Here is a 13,467-nt window from a genome sequence, read left to right on the forward strand (position 1 = left end):
ATATGAGTGTGCTTGCCTATCTGATCCCGATTTCGCTGTTTCTCGGCTCGGTGGGGTTGATCGCCTTTGTCTATACGGTGCGCAGCAACCAGTATGATGACCCTGAAGGGGACTCGCGCCGGATCCTGAACGACGACTGGGACGACAAGCCTCGCCCGGACTGACCGCGCCCCGCCCAGGCCTTTCGGCAGCGCCCCCTTGTGAGAGGCCAGTCAGTGTCGGCGGGCGGTTCGCCGCGGTGGCGCGGAGACCGGGAGCGACCGGCCTCTCGCCAATGATCCGCTCAGGACTTTTCTTGCTGGGCTGCCTCTGCCAGCGCGTCGCGCAGTTCGTCCTCATTGCGATAGCCGATCAGGATTCCCACCTGTGCCTCTCCCAGGCTTGCATTCCGGCTCGCGATCACCGCATCGGAAATCGTGGTGCGCTGAGAGGTTCGCCGGGTCCAGTCGAAGAACAACCTCTCCATCCGCGCGATTTCGTCAGCGTGGGACGGATCGGCCCCAAGATCCTTCAGTTCGTCAGGATCGGTTTCGAGATCAAAGAGCATCGGCCGGAACCCTTCGGCAAAGATGTATTTCCACCGACCGTCGAACAGCATGGTCAGCTTGGCATCCTTGACCGCGACGCCGAGACGCTTGCGGACATCGCGCATCGAATAGTCGTATTCCGAAACCGCGACCTCGCGGACCTTCTCGGCCTGTCCATGCAGGATCGGAGAAAGCGACCGCCCCTCTATGATGTGGGGCACCTGTTCGCCGCCGAAATAGTCGAGGATAGTGGGCACCACGTCGATCGCTTCGACAAGCGCCGCGGAGCGCAGGCCGCGGGTGGCGTCGGCCTGCGGGCGGGGATCGACCACGATCAACGGGATGCGGGCGGATGCATCGTGGAACAGCTCCTTCTCGCCCATCCAGTGATCGCCGAGGTAGTCGCCGTGGTCGGAGGTGAAGACGATCATCGTGTCGTCGGTCAGGCGCTGCTCATCGAGGAAGGCCATCAGTCGCCCGATCTGGTCGTCGAGTTGCTTGATCAGCCCCATATAGGCGGTCAGGACGCGGGTGCGCGTGCCCTCGTCGGTGAAGGCACGGGAGACGCGCTCTTCCATGAAAGCGCCGAAAACCGGGTGCGGAGCAGCGCGCTCTGCTTCGTCGCGCACCGGTGGCAGATGCGTTTCGGGGCCGAACATGTCGTGGTAGGGCGCTGGCACGATATAGGGCCAATGCGGCTTGATGTAGCTCAGGTGCAGGCACCAGGGCGTGTCACCTGCCTCGCGGATGAAATCCATCGCCCGGCTGGTGGTGTAGGGGGTTTCACTGTCCTCTTCGGCGACGCGGGCCGGTTTGTCGGCATGGTCGAGGAACCAGCCGCTGAGAATGTTGCCGTCGGCATCCTCGGCGCTGTTGGCGACGCTTTGCCAAGGGTTTTCATCGGGCCAGCCGCGCTGTTTCATGTGCTGGTCATAGGCCGGGTTCCGGGGGTAGCGCGGGCCATCCGGGTGCAGCCCGTCGTCGCGCTCGTAGGGCTCAAAGCCGCATTCCGCAACACGCACCCCGATTTCGCTGTCGGGGGCCAGGCCCAGCCGCCGCATGCCTTCGACATCCGCGGTCATGTGGGTCTTGCCGACAAGCGCAGTGCGCACACCCAGCGGGCGCAGGTGGTCGCCCAGCGTCATTTCCCCCACTTTCAGCGGAATGTTGTTCCAGGTGGACCCGTGCGAGCTGACATAGCGTCCGGTGTAAAACGACATGCGCGACGGCCCGCAGATCGGTGATTGCACATAGGCCCGGTCGAACAGCACGCCCTTTTCGGCGAGTCGGTCGATATTCGGGGTGGGCAGGTGGGGATGACCGGTGCAGGACAGATAGTCCCAGCGCAGCTGGTCGCACATGATGAAGAGAACGTTTCGAGGCATGGTGACAGCTCACTTTCAGGCAGGCGAGGCGCGCAGCGCGCGCGCCCTGGGACGTTGGGGTCAGGCGCGGGCAATCTAGGGGATGGTCACACCCAGCTCCTCAAGCACACGGCGTGCCCGATCGGTGTTCCGACACCGGGGGCAGCGCCAACGTTGCGCCTTGCTGAAAAGGTATTGAACAGGTTCACTGTTGTCGAATAGGTGTTTCATCAGGTGGAACGCAGCATGATGAAACTGAACCGCTCGATTGACAGGGGGCTGACCGTGCTGGAGACGGTCCAGCGCTGCGGCACCTGCTCTCTGGCGGAACTGGCCGACCGCACCTCATTACCCAAGGCAACCCTGCTGAGGATCTGCGCCACGCTGGAGGCGCGCCGCTGGTTGGCCCGCCGCAGCAGTGACGGCAGATACCAGGTTGGCTCGGCCTTCCCGCAGGAAGAGCGGGCCGAGGGATACGCGGATTTGATGGTGGCTGTCGGCAAGGAAGAAGTGCTGGCGGTCAGTCGGGACACCGGGCTGGCCGTCGATCTGGCCGTGGCCGTTGGTGGCGGCAGGATCGAGATCGTCGACACCTCACGGAACTTCAATATGCATGGGGTGCACCCCGACACGGTGGGCTATCGCCCGTCGCCGGTTCTCTCTGCGCTGGGCACGGCCTATCTGTCCGCGCTGTCGGGGGAGGACCGGGTGGTTGCCCTGCGGGAGCTGTTCGGGCGCCTGCCCCGCGAGGACGCGGAGGCCTTTCCCCGCCTTGCGCAAATCCTTGGCCAGATTGCCGAGCGGGGTTATGCAGTGCGCCCATCCGGATATTGGGGGCGCGCAGTCGATTACGGCGCGCTGCCGGCTGCAATCGCGGTGCCGGTCATTGCCGGGGGCACGGCCATTGGGGCGATGAACCTGGTGTGGAATGCCAGTGACTACAGCGTCGAGGAGGTGGCAGACAAACACCTGGCCCGGCTGAAACTGGCCGCGCAACGGATCGGCGCAGCCTTTGCGAGCGTTGGGTAAGGTTTGCACCGCAGGGGAATGCGAGTGCCGCGCCGATCTGACGGCTAGTACAGCCCGGCCTCGCGTGCGGCCAGCGCCGCCTGCGTGCGGTTGGTAACCTCCAGCTTTCGGTAAAGCGTTTTCATGTGCAGCTTCACCGTGGGTTCGGAAATCTCCAGATCCCGGGCAATTTCCTTGTTGGACTTGCCCTCGGTCAGGCCTTTCAGAACCTGACGCTCGCGCGGGGAGAGCTTTTCCGCCAGAGGATGGATTTCCTCGGTTTCCGTCGCAGTCATGAAATCGATGGGGGCATATTGCTCTCCCATGGCCATGAACTTGACCGCGTTGATCATCGATTTCGCGGACAGGGTCTTGGGAACGAATCCTGCCGCCCCGGCCTCCAGCGCCTGCTCGGCGATCTGGCGGGTTGCGGTGCCGGACATCAGGGCGACCCGTTGCCCATCCTTCAGCTCCATGGCCCGCTTCAATCCGTTCAGCCCGTCCATGCCGGGCATGTTGAGGTCCAGAAGCACAAGGTCGAAAGGGTCCTCGGTCTCGATCAGTTTGCAAGCCTGGTCCAGATCCGCAGCGGTTCTGGTGGTGATGGATCCCTGGCCTTCAAGGAACAGGACAAGTGTATCGCGCAACAGGTCGTGATCGTCGGCAATCAGTACTCTCATCTCAAGCTCCTTGCTCTCGCCCTACAAGACGTAACCGGTGTTTGCGGCGCTTGCACGGCAAAATTGGCACGTATTCGTCACAGCTTGGCGGGAAATCGGCGGCACGGCAAGCGGGGTATCGGACAGCGGGGCGCGGCTGTGCCTATTCGAAAGGATAGGGGGGTATCCGTCTAACCTTTTGGCCCTGTCCTGCCCACGTGCGATACGTGGGACAGCTCAACCAAGGAAGGTCATGACATGCTTCGCCGCGCGCTCCAGACGATTGCCATTTCCATGTTGGCCATGCTGCCCTTTGCGGCCGCCAGCCAGGCAGACCCCGCCGGGGAGGTGCTGTTGACCGTAACCGGCCCGATGGCAGACCAGGCGGAGGCCGAGGCGGTGCAGTTTGACCTTGAGATGCTGCAAGAGCTGGGCACCGTCGAATTCGAAACCTCCACCATCTGGACGCAGGGGGTGCAGACTTTCGAGGGGGTGCCGCTGAGTGCGTTGGTCGAGAACCTGGGGATGTCCGGCACCACGCTGAGAGCGACCGCGATCAATGATTATGCGGTCGATATTCCGATCAGCGATGCGGTCGAAGACGGGCCGATCATCGCGTATAAGCTCAACGGTGAGGAAATGTCAGTGCGCGACAAGGGGCCGCTGTGGATTGTTTACCCTTACGACAGCAAAAAGGAATATCAATCAGAAGTGGTTTATTCCCGCAGCATCTGGCAGCTGGACCGGATCGAGGTGATCGAATAGCGACACGCGGGGGTGCGGCATCGGTGCCCCTGGCTACCTGCACTTGAGGAAGATGGCGATGGTCGGCAAAATGCGCAGCATGCTCGGGTTACGGCTCGCAGTCCTGCTCGTGGCCGCCGTAGTGGGGCTGGTGGCAATTGCGCTGCTGGCCTTCAACGTTTCGCGTGATCTGCGACAGCTGAGCTCGGCCAGTTCGGACAATATCCAGTGGACATTGTCGCAGACCGAGGTCGAATTTCTTCACTTCCGGCTGGCCCTGGCGCAGGTGCAGACGAACGAAGTGCCCGATATCCGCAGTCTGCGGCGCAAATTCGATGTGTTCTACAGCCGGATCCGGACGCTGGGACAGGCGTCAATCTATCACGAGCTGCGTCAGGTGGAGGAGTTTGCCCGGCACCTGGCGACGGTCGGTGACTATCTGGATCGCGCGGTTCCGATCATCGACAGCGATATCACTGCATTTCAGGCCGCACTGCCTGCGTTGCGGGCCGAGACGACGGCCATCCGCCCGAGCGTTCGGCGGTTGTCGGTCTCGGGGCTGAATTTCTTTGCCGAGGATTCCGATTTTCGTCGCAACGCCCTGTCGAACACGTTGAAGCAACTGGCCTGGGCCATTGCCGTGCTGGTTGCGGCGCTGGTGGTTCTGGTGTGCTACCTTGCGGTTCTGAACGCGCAGAACGTTCGGCGGCGGACGCAGGCGATCGAAGCCAGTGAGCGGATGAATATCGTCACCGGCACGTCGCTGGACGCGGTGATCGTTGCCGACACCTGGGGGCGAATTCTGGATTTCAACGCCGCCGCCGAGCAGATATTCGGCCATTCCGCCGATGCGGCGATCGGTCAGGACCTCGGGAAGCTGATCGTCCCGGAGCAGTACCGGGCCGCGCATGAGGCAGGGATGGCACGGCTTCGGGAGCGTGGGGAGAAACGCGTTGTTGGCAGTGGCCGTTTCAAACTGGAAGCCCTGCGCGCGAACGGGGACGTGTTTCCGGTCGAACTGGCGATTCAGTCGGCCGACACCAAGGACGGGGAGATTTTCATTGCCTTCCTGCGGGACATTTCCAGCCAGGTGCAGGCCGAGGCGGAGCTGGTGCTGGCGCGCGACAGGGCGATGGCGGGCGAAAAGGCGAAAACCGATTTCCTGGCGACAATGAGCCACGAGATCCGCACGCCGCTGAACGGGCTTCTGGGCAACCTTTCGCTGCTTGAGGACACGCCGCTGAGCGACAAGCAGGCGCGCTACGTTCGGAACATGCAGATCTCGGGCAAGTTGCTGAAAAACCATGTGTCCGACGTGTTGGACATTACCAAATTCGATGCCGGAAAACTCCTGCTGCACCCGGCGGACATGAACGTCAGCACGCTTTTGCAGGACATTGTCGACAGCCAAGGCGGCGCCGCCGCGGGGCACGGAACCAGTCTGGACTGGGCATGGGAGGGGGCGCCGGTGCATTGGATCCATGCAGACCGGGACCGTTTGCAGCACATCCTGATGAATATCGTGGGCAATGCCGTCAAATTCACGAAGAACGGCAGTATCCGGATCACGGCCAAGGCGGACCCCGGCCCGGATGACACCATGAACCTGCGGATCTCGGTGCGCGATACCGGCATTGGCATCGACCCGGAGCTGCTGCCACGGATCTTTGACGACTTCACCACCGGTGACACCTCCTATGATCGGGACGTGGGCGGCACCGGCCTTGGGCTGGGCATTGCGCAGCGGTTCATCAAGGCGCTGGGCGGCAGTATCTCCGTCGACAGCAATCCGGGCGCTGGCAGTGTCTTCCACATCGATCTGCCGGTCCAACCCATCGCGGAACCCATCGCGGACCGGCATGCGCAGTCTTCTGGCCACGGCGCGCGGAAGGCCCATGTCCTGCTGGTGGAGGACAATGAGATCAACCGGGTGGTGGCGCGCGAAATGTTGATGGCGCAGGGCCACTCGGTGACCGAGGCCCACAACGGGCGGGAGGCGGTGGACCTTGCGGAAGATACCGCGTTCGACATCATCCTCATGGATATCAGCATGCCGGTGATGGATGGGCGCAGCGCCGCAAGGGCGATCCGCGCAGGGACCGGGGCTTCGTCGCAGGCGCCGATCATCGCGGTGACTGCAAACGCCATGGCTTCGGAACAGGAGGCCTTCATGGCCGACGGGATGAACGGGGTTCTGACCAAACCGCTGACGCGGGACGGTCTGTTACAGCTGGTGGCCGATCATGTACCGGCATCTCCGCAAGACGCTGCGCCGGAAAGCCCGCGCTCCCAGTACCTTGATGATCTTGCCGAAGCCGTCGGGAGTGAGGCGCTGCAAACCTTGCTGAACCGATTCACAACGGAGCTGGATGCCTTTCTGGAGAACCTTGACGCCGGGCAGGATCCGGTTGCCGCGGAAACCGCGGTGGAGGCCCATCGGATCGCCGGAAGCGCCGCGACCTTCGGGCTTGCGGAGGTGCGCGAAGCGCTGGTGGGCCTGGAACAGGCCGCGCAGGAGCAGGATGTGGCGGCGGCAGAGGCGGCCATCCGGTCCCTGCGGGAGATCTGGGTCAGTGGCAAGCCGACGCTCAGCCTTACCTGACGCAGCTGGCCAGTGATTGGGGCGGCCGGCGTCGCCCGACATGCCGGATGGTTTGAGGGCCGGGCTTGGTTCCAAGGCGCGTGTTCCGGGCGGCTCAGTCGAGAAACAGCCCGAAATAGTCCTGCGCCTCGGACAGTTTGCGGACGCGTTGCCCGGCCGCTTCGCCCAGTTCCGTGCTGACATCCTGTAGCAGCAGGTTCAGCCCTGTGGTGATGCCCTGGGGCATGGCCAGAAAGAAATGAGTCTCGGCGGGATAGCGCAGCACATAGGGGGTGATGCCGCTGGCCCAATCGCAGAATTCATCCGCGAGGATCACGACCTCGATGCCGCGCTCCTTGGCCAGCTGTGCAAGCTGCGGACCATGGGCGCCGTAGCGGTAGATGTCCATGATGATGAGAACAACCCGTTCGCCCGGCTCTGGCAGAAGCCCGGCATAGACGCCGTCGATGCCATCCACGATGTGAACCCGGTCGCGCAGGTACGACAGGCGGCGACAGAACCCGTCGGCCAGATAGTACATGGTCTGAAAACCCGTCACATGCACCGCGTCGCAGGTGCCGACGAGTGCCACGATCTCCTGCCAAAGAGGCGTGCTTCTGAACTTGAAAGCCGCCTCGATCGAGGCGCGGCCCAGTTCGATGTAGCGGGCATCATCCGAGGTCTGGCGCTGCGAAAAACTGTCCTGGAAGCGTTGGTCGACGCGGTCATTCCCGGGGCCATAGCTACTGCGGATCGCCTTGCTGCGTGCATCCGCGGTGTCGTCGAAACCGAGTTTTCGGAAGAAGCGGGTCAGCGTCATGGGGCTGAGGTCCAGCTTTTTCGCGATATCGGCGTTCTTTTCCACGATCACCGCATCGGGCCGGGCCAGAAAGTAGGCCGCGATGCGCCGTTCCTTTTGGGTCAGCTTTGATTCCGCGGCAGCGATAGCGGCGGCCAAGAGGTCTCGGTCTTGCGGCATTTTACGCTCCCATCTCTGCTGTCATACGCGGCGCAGTTTCTAATTATTGAACACAATCAAAATAGTTATGCAAAATGTTAGTCCAAAATCTATAACATCGCAAATGTTTACTTGATAACAAAATCGGCTTTCGCTATCAGATTCGCCAGTGTGCTGCGGTGTCTCGTCTGACCCAAGGGGGCTCTCGCGGGGGACCTGGTCTGCGCGATTTTTCCGCCGTGGCCTGCACCAAGAAAACGCTTATTCAACGGGAAGGATCGCTTCATGAAAAACAAGATTTTGGCCGCCGCCGCGCTGCTGATGTCCACTGCCCTGGCCGTGCAGGCAGAGCCGATCAAGCTGGGCTACAACGGTGCTCCGGACGCAAAGAAGAACGCGGTGCATTACTTCGCGGAAACGCTGGAAGCGATCGTCGAGGAAAAGACCGACATCGAGATCGAGCTTTATCCAAATTCGCAGCTGGGCAGCGAACAGGAGCGGATGGAAAATACCCTGGCGACACCATCGCTGAACGTGGCGAGCTTTGCCGGTCTGTCGCCGGTGGTGCCGGAGAGCTTTGTCTCCAACACGCCCTTCATGTTTACCTCGCCCGAGGAAGCGCGCCGTTTCTTTGACGAAGGCAAATACTGGTCCATGGTCGAGGATGCCTTCCGCGAGCGCACCGGCGGCTCGGAAATTCTCGCCGTGGTCGAAGAGGGCGGTTTCCTGGCCTTCACCAGCACCGACAAGCCGATCCATTCGCCTGCGGATTTCGAGGGCATGAAGTTCCGCGCGATGGATCCCTCGCAGGTGGCCCTGTACGAGGCGATGGGCGCGTCCGGCACCCCGATCCCGTGGACCGAGGTCTATTCCGCGCTGCAGACCGGCGTGGTCGAAGGCCAGATGAACCCGCCGCTGTACATCATCCTCGGCTCGCTGAACGAGGTGCAGAAATACATGACGCGGGCAAACGTGCAGTATTCCATGCAGTTCCTGGTGGCCAACGGCGAATGGCTGGCCTCCCTGTCCGACGAGGACCGCAAGGTGCTGGAGGAGGCCGTGGCCGAAGCCAACGCCAAGACCCGCGAAAAGGTTCAGTCCTCGGTTGAGGAGCGCGTGACCTGGCTGGCGGAGAATGGCATGGAGGTCATCACCCCGACCGCCGAGCAGATGGCCGAATTCCAGAAGATCGGCCAGCCCAGCTTCATCGAATGGCTGGGCACCCAGAGCATCGACCAGAGCTTCATTGACGCGGCCTTTGCCGATCTGGGCAAGTCCGATCTGCTCAAGTAATGCTTGCGCTTGTGCAAAAATGGCTGGCACGCCTCACCATGGGCGTGTCGGCTTTGCTGATCGCCTGGGTGGCGCTGTTCATCCTCTACGGCGTGGGCGCGCGCTACATCTTGGGTTCGTCGCCGATCTGGTTTGATGAGCTGGCCCGCTACAGCATCATCGCGGCGGCGATGATCGGGGTTGGCGCGGTCTGGGTCGAAGGCGCCCATATGCGGGTGTCGGTTGTCGAGGACCGCGCGCCCGCGGCGCTGCGCCGGGCCATCATCCTGTACCAGTGGCTGTTGACGCTGGGCCTGACCGGGGCGATGGCCTGGTTCTCCTATGAATATGTGGGCAAGGTCGGGTTCTTCAAAACCCAAGGCCTGCAAATCTCGCGCTCGGTGCCGGTGGCCATCCTGCCGGTGGGCTTCGGCCTCTTGTTCCTGATGGTGCTGTTGCACGGCCCCAGGGCGCTGCGCGCACAGACGGTCGAGGATGACGAATGATCTCTGTTATGCTGGCGGTGATGCTGATCAACGTGGTGATCGGCCTGCCGCTGTTCCTCAGCCTCATGGCCACCGCCGTTGTGGGCTTTGCCTTCGTCGGCTTTGATCAGATGAGCCGGATCATGCCGCAGCAGGCGTTCGGCGGCATCGACGCCTTTTCGCTGATGGCGATCCCGCTGTTCATTCTGGCGGGCAACCTGATGAACAATGGCCAGATGACACCGCGGTTGCTGCGGCTGGCTGACCGGCTGGTGGGCCACCTGCGCGGCGGGCTGGGCCATGTGAACGTGGTGGCCAGCGTCTTCTTCGCAGGCATCAATGGCTCTGCTGTGGCGGATACCTCGGCGCTGGGGACGCTCCTGGTGCCGGGCATGCGCAAGGCGGGCTTTCCGGGGCCCTATGCCGCCGGGCTGACCGCCGCCAGTTCACTGATCGGGCCGATCATTCCGCCGTCGATTTTCATGATCCTCTATGCCAGCCAGACCGGCACCTCTGTCGGCAGCCTGTTCCTCGGTGGCATCCTGCCGGGGCTGGCGCTGGGTGTGGCCTTCATGGGGATGAATGTCGTTTATGCGCGCGCCTATGGCGTGACCAAGAACGCCGCCCGTGCGCGCCTGATGGAGATCGCCTGCGCCGCCTATGCGGCGCTGCCCGCGCTGATCGCCCCGGTCATCATCGTCGCCGGGATCGTATTCGGCGTGGTGACGCCCACGGAATCCGGTGCGCTGACGGTGGCCTATGTGCTGCTCTGGGGGCTGGCGACCGGCAACCTGAACCTGGCCAGCTTGTGGGCCTCGCTGCGCGACACTGCGGTGCTGACCTCGGCGGTGTTTGTCATCATCGCGATCTCGTCGATCATCTCCTGGCAGCTGGCCTATGCCGATGCGCCAGAGGCCTTTGCCGATCTGCTGGCGCCCTTTGCGCATAGCCCGGCGCTGACGCTGGTCGCGATCTCGCTGGTGACCTTCGTGACCGGCATGTTCATGGAGGAGGTCTCCGCCCTGATGTTGCTGACGCCGATCTTTCTGCCGGTGGCACAGGCGACCGGGATCGACCCGGTGCATCTGGGGATCGTCATCACCCTGAACATCACCATCGCGCTGATCACCCCGCCGATGGGCGCCTGCGTCTTTGTCGCCTCGGCCGTGGGCAAGGTTGATATCGCGCGGTTGTTCGTGGCGATCTGGCCGTTCATCGCGGTGGCGCTTGGCGTGCTGCTGATCATCATCCTGGTGCCGGGCATGACCACCTGGCTGCCTTCGGTTCTGAACTGACATGAGTGCAAAGCAGCAAGAGGCGCTGGACTGGAGCGCGGCGGCGCAGATCGTGCCGGGGACCAGTGAAGAGCCGCTGGTCCCGGCGTCTCCCTGCCCGCATTGGATCACCTGGCCGGTCTACTACAAACAGGGGCTGGCCGGTGCCTTGCCCGAGGTCTGGCTGCGGCAGGGGGTCTATGATCGGCTGCTCCTCGCCGCCCGGGCGCTGCCCGGGGATGTGCAGCTGGTGCTGCTGGACGGCTGGCGCCCGAAGTCGGTGCAGATGCAATTGTTCGAGGACATCCGCCAGCAGGTGGCGCTGGACAACCCCGGCCTTGAGGCTGCGGAGGTCGAGCGCATCACCCTGCAGTTCGCGGCGCGGCCCTCGGATGACCGGCAAAGCCCCAGCCCGCATATTACCGGCGGTTCCGTGGATGTTACGCTGGCGGACCGCGAGGGGCGGATGCTGGACATGGGCAGTCGGTTCGACGAACCCAGCGAACGCAGCTGGACCGCCGCGGATGTCGGTGCGGCACAGCGGCAGCGTCGGCGCATGCTGGCAGAGGCGATGGGGCAGGCGGGCTTTACCAACCTGCCCAGCGAATGGTGGCATTTCGATTACGGCAACTGGGTCTGGGCCTGGTACAGCGACCAGCCTGCCGCCCTTTATGGTCCGGCGTCACTGGCCTGATGGCCTGACCGTCCGGCTTTTGGTCTGCAGAGTTTTACGGGCGCCTGCATTGTTGCGGGCGCCCGTTCTTTTGGTCCCGTCTCAGATCCACAAACCGGAGAAGATAACCGCCAGACCTGCAGCGCAGAAGCCGATCGTCGGCAGCGGTTTGCGCGCGCCAATCAGCCCGGTGGAAACCAGGGTCAGCCCGACGGCCATCCGCACAAGGTCGCTCAGCGCCGCCAGTGGCGCGGTTGCAAGGTTCAGAAGGTCCGGATTGGCGACCATCCCCAGCGGGATCAGGTACAGGCCGACCCCCAGCGACATCGCCGTCAGCGCTACTTTCAGCCAGCTCTCGCCGATCATGCCCGCCGCGATGAAGACCGCGCCGCAGACCGGCGGGGTGATGGTGGACAGAAGCGCGAACCAGAACACGAAGAGATGCGCCTGCAGCGGCTCCAGCCCCAGCTGGGTCAGCGCAGGACCGGCAACCGACACGCAGATCACATAAGCCGCGGTGGTCGGCACCTCCATGCCCAGCACCAGGCAGGCAATGGCGGTCAGGATCAGCGAGGGCCACAGCAGCCCGCCGGAGCCCTGGATGATCAGCGAGGTGATCTTGACCCCCAGACCGGTGATCGACAGAACTCCGATGATGATCGAGGCGCAGAGGATGATGGCCGCAATCATCGAGACCTGCCGCGCCGCGTTCAGCAGCGCATTCGCGGCGCGCTCGGCGATCTGCTGCTTGTCGAATGTCAGCTGGCCGTTGAACAGCAGCAGGCCCGCACCCGCGATCACCGCCAGCGCGGCGGCGTATTCGGGGGTGAAGCCGACGCCGAACATCGCCCAGAGCAGCACGCTGAAGGGCACCAGGAAGAACAGCGAGGTCACGATCACGTCGCGGCGCTTGGGGCGGTCCTCCTCGGGCACGCCTTTCAGGTCGAACCGGCGGTTGTAGGCGTTGATGCCGACCCAGACGGCGAGGAAATACAGGAGGGCAGGCAGGAACGCCGCCGCCATGATGGAGGTGTAGGGTACGCCCGTCAGCTCCACCATCACGAAGGCACCGGCCCCCATCAGCGGCGGCATGATCTGCCCGCCGGAGGAGGCCACCGCCTCTACCGCTGCCGCAAGGCGCTTGGGGTAGCCCAGCCGTGTCATCGCGGGCATGGTGATCGCCCCGGTCGAGGCCACATTGGCCGAGGCCGAGCCGGAGATCGAGCCGAACAGTGCAGAAGAAATCACCGACACCTTGGCCGCACCGCCCTTGAGCCGCCCGGCGGCCGCGCCCGCGACATTCATGAAACCCTGTCCGGCCTCGCCCGCGTTCAGCACCGCGCCGAAGATCACGAAGATCGACACGACGCCCACGGAAACCCCGGTGAGCGAGCCCCAGATGCCGCCCTCGGCAATGGTCAGCGTGCCGAGGAAGCTTTGCAAGGGCGTGCCTGAATGGCCGAATTCGCCGGGGATATGCTGGCCGAACAGCCCGTAGAGCAGCGCCAGAGCCGCCACCACCGGCAGCGGCCAGCCGATGGCGCGGCGGGCGGTTTCCAGCACCACCGCCAGCAGTACCAGCGCGATCACTTCTTGCTGGCGTCCTTCAAGAAACCCGTACTGATCCCCCAGCGCATCCGCGTTCATGGCCACCCAGATCGCCGCGGAACAGCCCAGCACCGCAAGTACAATGCCGGACCACAGCTGCCCGCGGTGCGTGACCCCGTACACCAGCGCGAAGGGCAGGATGAAGGCCATATGCAGCGGACGGCTGACAAGATTCGGCACGATGCCTGCAAAGACCAGCGCCAGGTGGTAGCCGACAAGGGCCGCCGCCAGCAGCAGCCAGAAACCGCCCGCGAGGCGGTGTTTGGAAAGGAGTGTCATCGGGGGGAATTCCAGAAATGAATTGGCCCCGCCCG

The 13,467-nt window shown here is 63.5% G+C and carries 12 protein-coding genes; 8 read left to right on the forward strand and 4 right to left on the reverse strand.

The annotated features are described in order from the left end of the window. Positions 1-2 precede the first annotated feature (2 nt). A complete protein-coding gene (gene ccoS / locus ACZ52D_RS10135; protein WP_369928738.1) occupies positions 3-164 on the forward strand; it encodes a cbb3-type cytochrome oxidase assembly protein CcoS in 162 nt (53 codons plus the stop codon). Positions 165-283: 119 nt separating this feature from the next. Here ccoS and ACZ52D_RS10140 read toward each other — a convergent pair whose 3' ends face one another. After that, entirely contained in the window at positions 284-1,912 is a 1,629-nt protein-coding gene (locus ACZ52D_RS10140) for an alkaline phosphatase family protein (protein WP_464441228.1), read from the reverse strand. 225 nt (positions 1,913-2,137) lie between these two features. On the opposite strand from ACZ52D_RS10140, the gene ACZ52D_RS10145 reads away from it, so the two are divergent. Continuing rightward, positions 2,138-2,920, forward strand: coding sequence for an IclR family transcriptional regulator (locus ACZ52D_RS10145; RefSeq protein WP_464441229.1), 783 nt, complete (start codon positions 2,138-2,140; stop codon positions 2,918-2,920). Positions 2,921-2,964: 44 nt separating this feature from the next. Here the strand turns inward: ACZ52D_RS10145 and ACZ52D_RS10150 are convergent, their stop codons facing one another. Next, a complete protein-coding gene (locus ACZ52D_RS10150; protein ID WP_464441230.1) occupies positions 2,965-3,579 on the reverse strand; it encodes a response regulator transcription factor in 615 nt (204 codons plus the stop codon). Positions 3,580-3,816: 237 nt separating this feature from the next. On the opposite strand from ACZ52D_RS10150, the gene ACZ52D_RS10155 reads away from it, so the two are divergent. Further along, the gene (locus ACZ52D_RS10155; protein ID WP_464441231.1) at positions 3,817-4,323 is read left to right on the forward strand and encodes a putative pterin-binding protein; all 507 of its coding nucleotides are present in this window, start codon (positions 3,817-3,819) and stop codon (positions 4,321-4,323) included. Between the two features lie 58 nt (positions 4,324-4,381). Continuing rightward, entirely contained in the window at positions 4,382-6,904 is a 2,523-nt protein-coding gene (locus ACZ52D_RS10160; protein ID WP_464441232.1) for an ATP-binding protein, read from the forward strand. A 94-nt stretch (positions 6,905-6,998) separates the two neighbouring features. Here ACZ52D_RS10160 and ACZ52D_RS10165 read toward each other — a convergent pair whose 3' ends face one another. Then, the gene (locus ACZ52D_RS10165; protein WP_222454777.1) at positions 6,999-7,862 is read right to left on the reverse strand and encodes a MurR/RpiR family transcriptional regulator; all 864 of its coding nucleotides are present in this window, start codon (positions 7,860-7,862) and stop codon (positions 6,999-7,001) included. 264 nt (positions 7,863-8,126) lie between these two features. On the opposite strand from ACZ52D_RS10165, the gene dctP reads away from it, so the two are divergent. Genes dctP through ACZ52D_RS10185 form a run of 4 tightly spaced genes read left to right on the forward strand, consistent with a single transcriptional unit; the run spans position 8,127 to position 11,566 of the window. Beyond that, on the forward strand, positions 8,127-9,134 hold the full coding sequence (gene dctP, locus ACZ52D_RS10170; protein WP_222454778.1) for a TRAP transporter substrate-binding protein DctP: 1,008 nt from the start codon (positions 8,127-8,129) through the stop codon (positions 9,132-9,134). After that, the gene (locus ACZ52D_RS10175; protein WP_222454779.1) at positions 9,134-9,619 is read left to right on the forward strand and encodes a TRAP transporter small permease; all 486 of its coding nucleotides are present in this window, start codon (positions 9,134-9,136) and stop codon (positions 9,617-9,619) included. The genes dctP and ACZ52D_RS10175 overlap by 1 nt, the downstream gene beginning before the upstream one ends. Then, entirely contained in the window at positions 9,616-10,893 is a 1,278-nt protein-coding gene (locus ACZ52D_RS10180; protein WP_222454780.1) for a TRAP transporter large permease, read from the forward strand. Before ACZ52D_RS10175 ends, ACZ52D_RS10180 begins: the two co-directional genes overlap by 4 nt. Before the next feature lies 1 nt (position 10,894). Beyond that, positions 10,895-11,566 (forward strand): M15 family metallopeptidase, encoded by a 672-nt coding sequence (locus ACZ52D_RS10185; protein ID WP_464441233.1) that lies wholly within the window; start codon positions 10,895-10,897, stop codon positions 11,564-11,566. An 81-nt stretch (positions 11,567-11,647) separates the two neighbouring features. Here the strand turns inward: ACZ52D_RS10185 and ACZ52D_RS10190 are convergent, their stop codons facing one another. After that, a complete protein-coding gene (locus tag ACZ52D_RS10190; protein ID WP_464441234.1) occupies positions 11,648-13,432 on the reverse strand; it encodes a TRAP transporter permease in 1,785 nt (594 codons plus the stop codon). Between the last annotated feature and the right edge of the window lie 35 nt (positions 13,433-13,467).

This window comes from Leisingera sp. S2M4 (assembly GCF_055398055.1).

Coding starts and splice junctions, on each gene's coding strand:
- ccoS (WP_369928738.1), top strand. CDS start 3: ATGAGTGTGCTTGCCTATCTGATCCCGATTTCGCTGTTTCTCGGCTCG.
- ACZ52D_RS10140 (WP_464441228.1), bottom strand. CDS start 1,912: ATGCCTCGAAACGTTCTCTTCATCATGTGCGACCAGCTGCGCTGGGAC.
- ACZ52D_RS10145 (WP_464441229.1), top strand. CDS start 2,138: ATGATGAAACTGAACCGCTCGATTGACAGGGGGCTGACCGTGCTGGAG.
- ACZ52D_RS10150 (WP_464441230.1), bottom strand. CDS start 3,579: ATGAGAGTACTGATTGCCGACGATCACGACCTGTTGCGCGATACACTT.
- ACZ52D_RS10155 (WP_464441231.1), top strand. CDS start 3,817: ATGCTTCGCCGCGCGCTCCAGACGATTGCCATTTCCATGTTGGCCATG.
- ACZ52D_RS10160 (WP_464441232.1), top strand. CDS start 4,382: ATGGTCGGCAAAATGCGCAGCATGCTCGGGTTACGGCTCGCAGTCCTG.
- ACZ52D_RS10165 (WP_222454777.1), bottom strand. CDS start 7,862: ATGCCGCAAGACCGAGACCTCTTGGCCGCCGCTATCGCTGCCGCGGAA.
- dctP (WP_222454778.1), top strand. CDS start 8,127: ATGAAAAACAAGATTTTGGCCGCCGCCGCGCTGCTGATGTCCACTGCC.
- ACZ52D_RS10175 (WP_222454779.1), top strand. CDS start 9,134: ATGCTTGCGCTTGTGCAAAAATGGCTGGCACGCCTCACCATGGGCGTG.
- ACZ52D_RS10180 (WP_222454780.1), top strand. CDS start 9,616: ATGATCTCTGTTATGCTGGCGGTGATGCTGATCAACGTGGTGATCGGC.
- ACZ52D_RS10185 (WP_464441233.1), top strand. CDS start 10,895: ATGAGTGCAAAGCAGCAAGAGGCGCTGGACTGGAGCGCGGCGGCGCAG.
- ACZ52D_RS10190 (WP_464441234.1), bottom strand. CDS start 13,432: ATGACACTCCTTTCCAAACACCGCCTCGCGGGCGGTTTCTGGCTGCTG.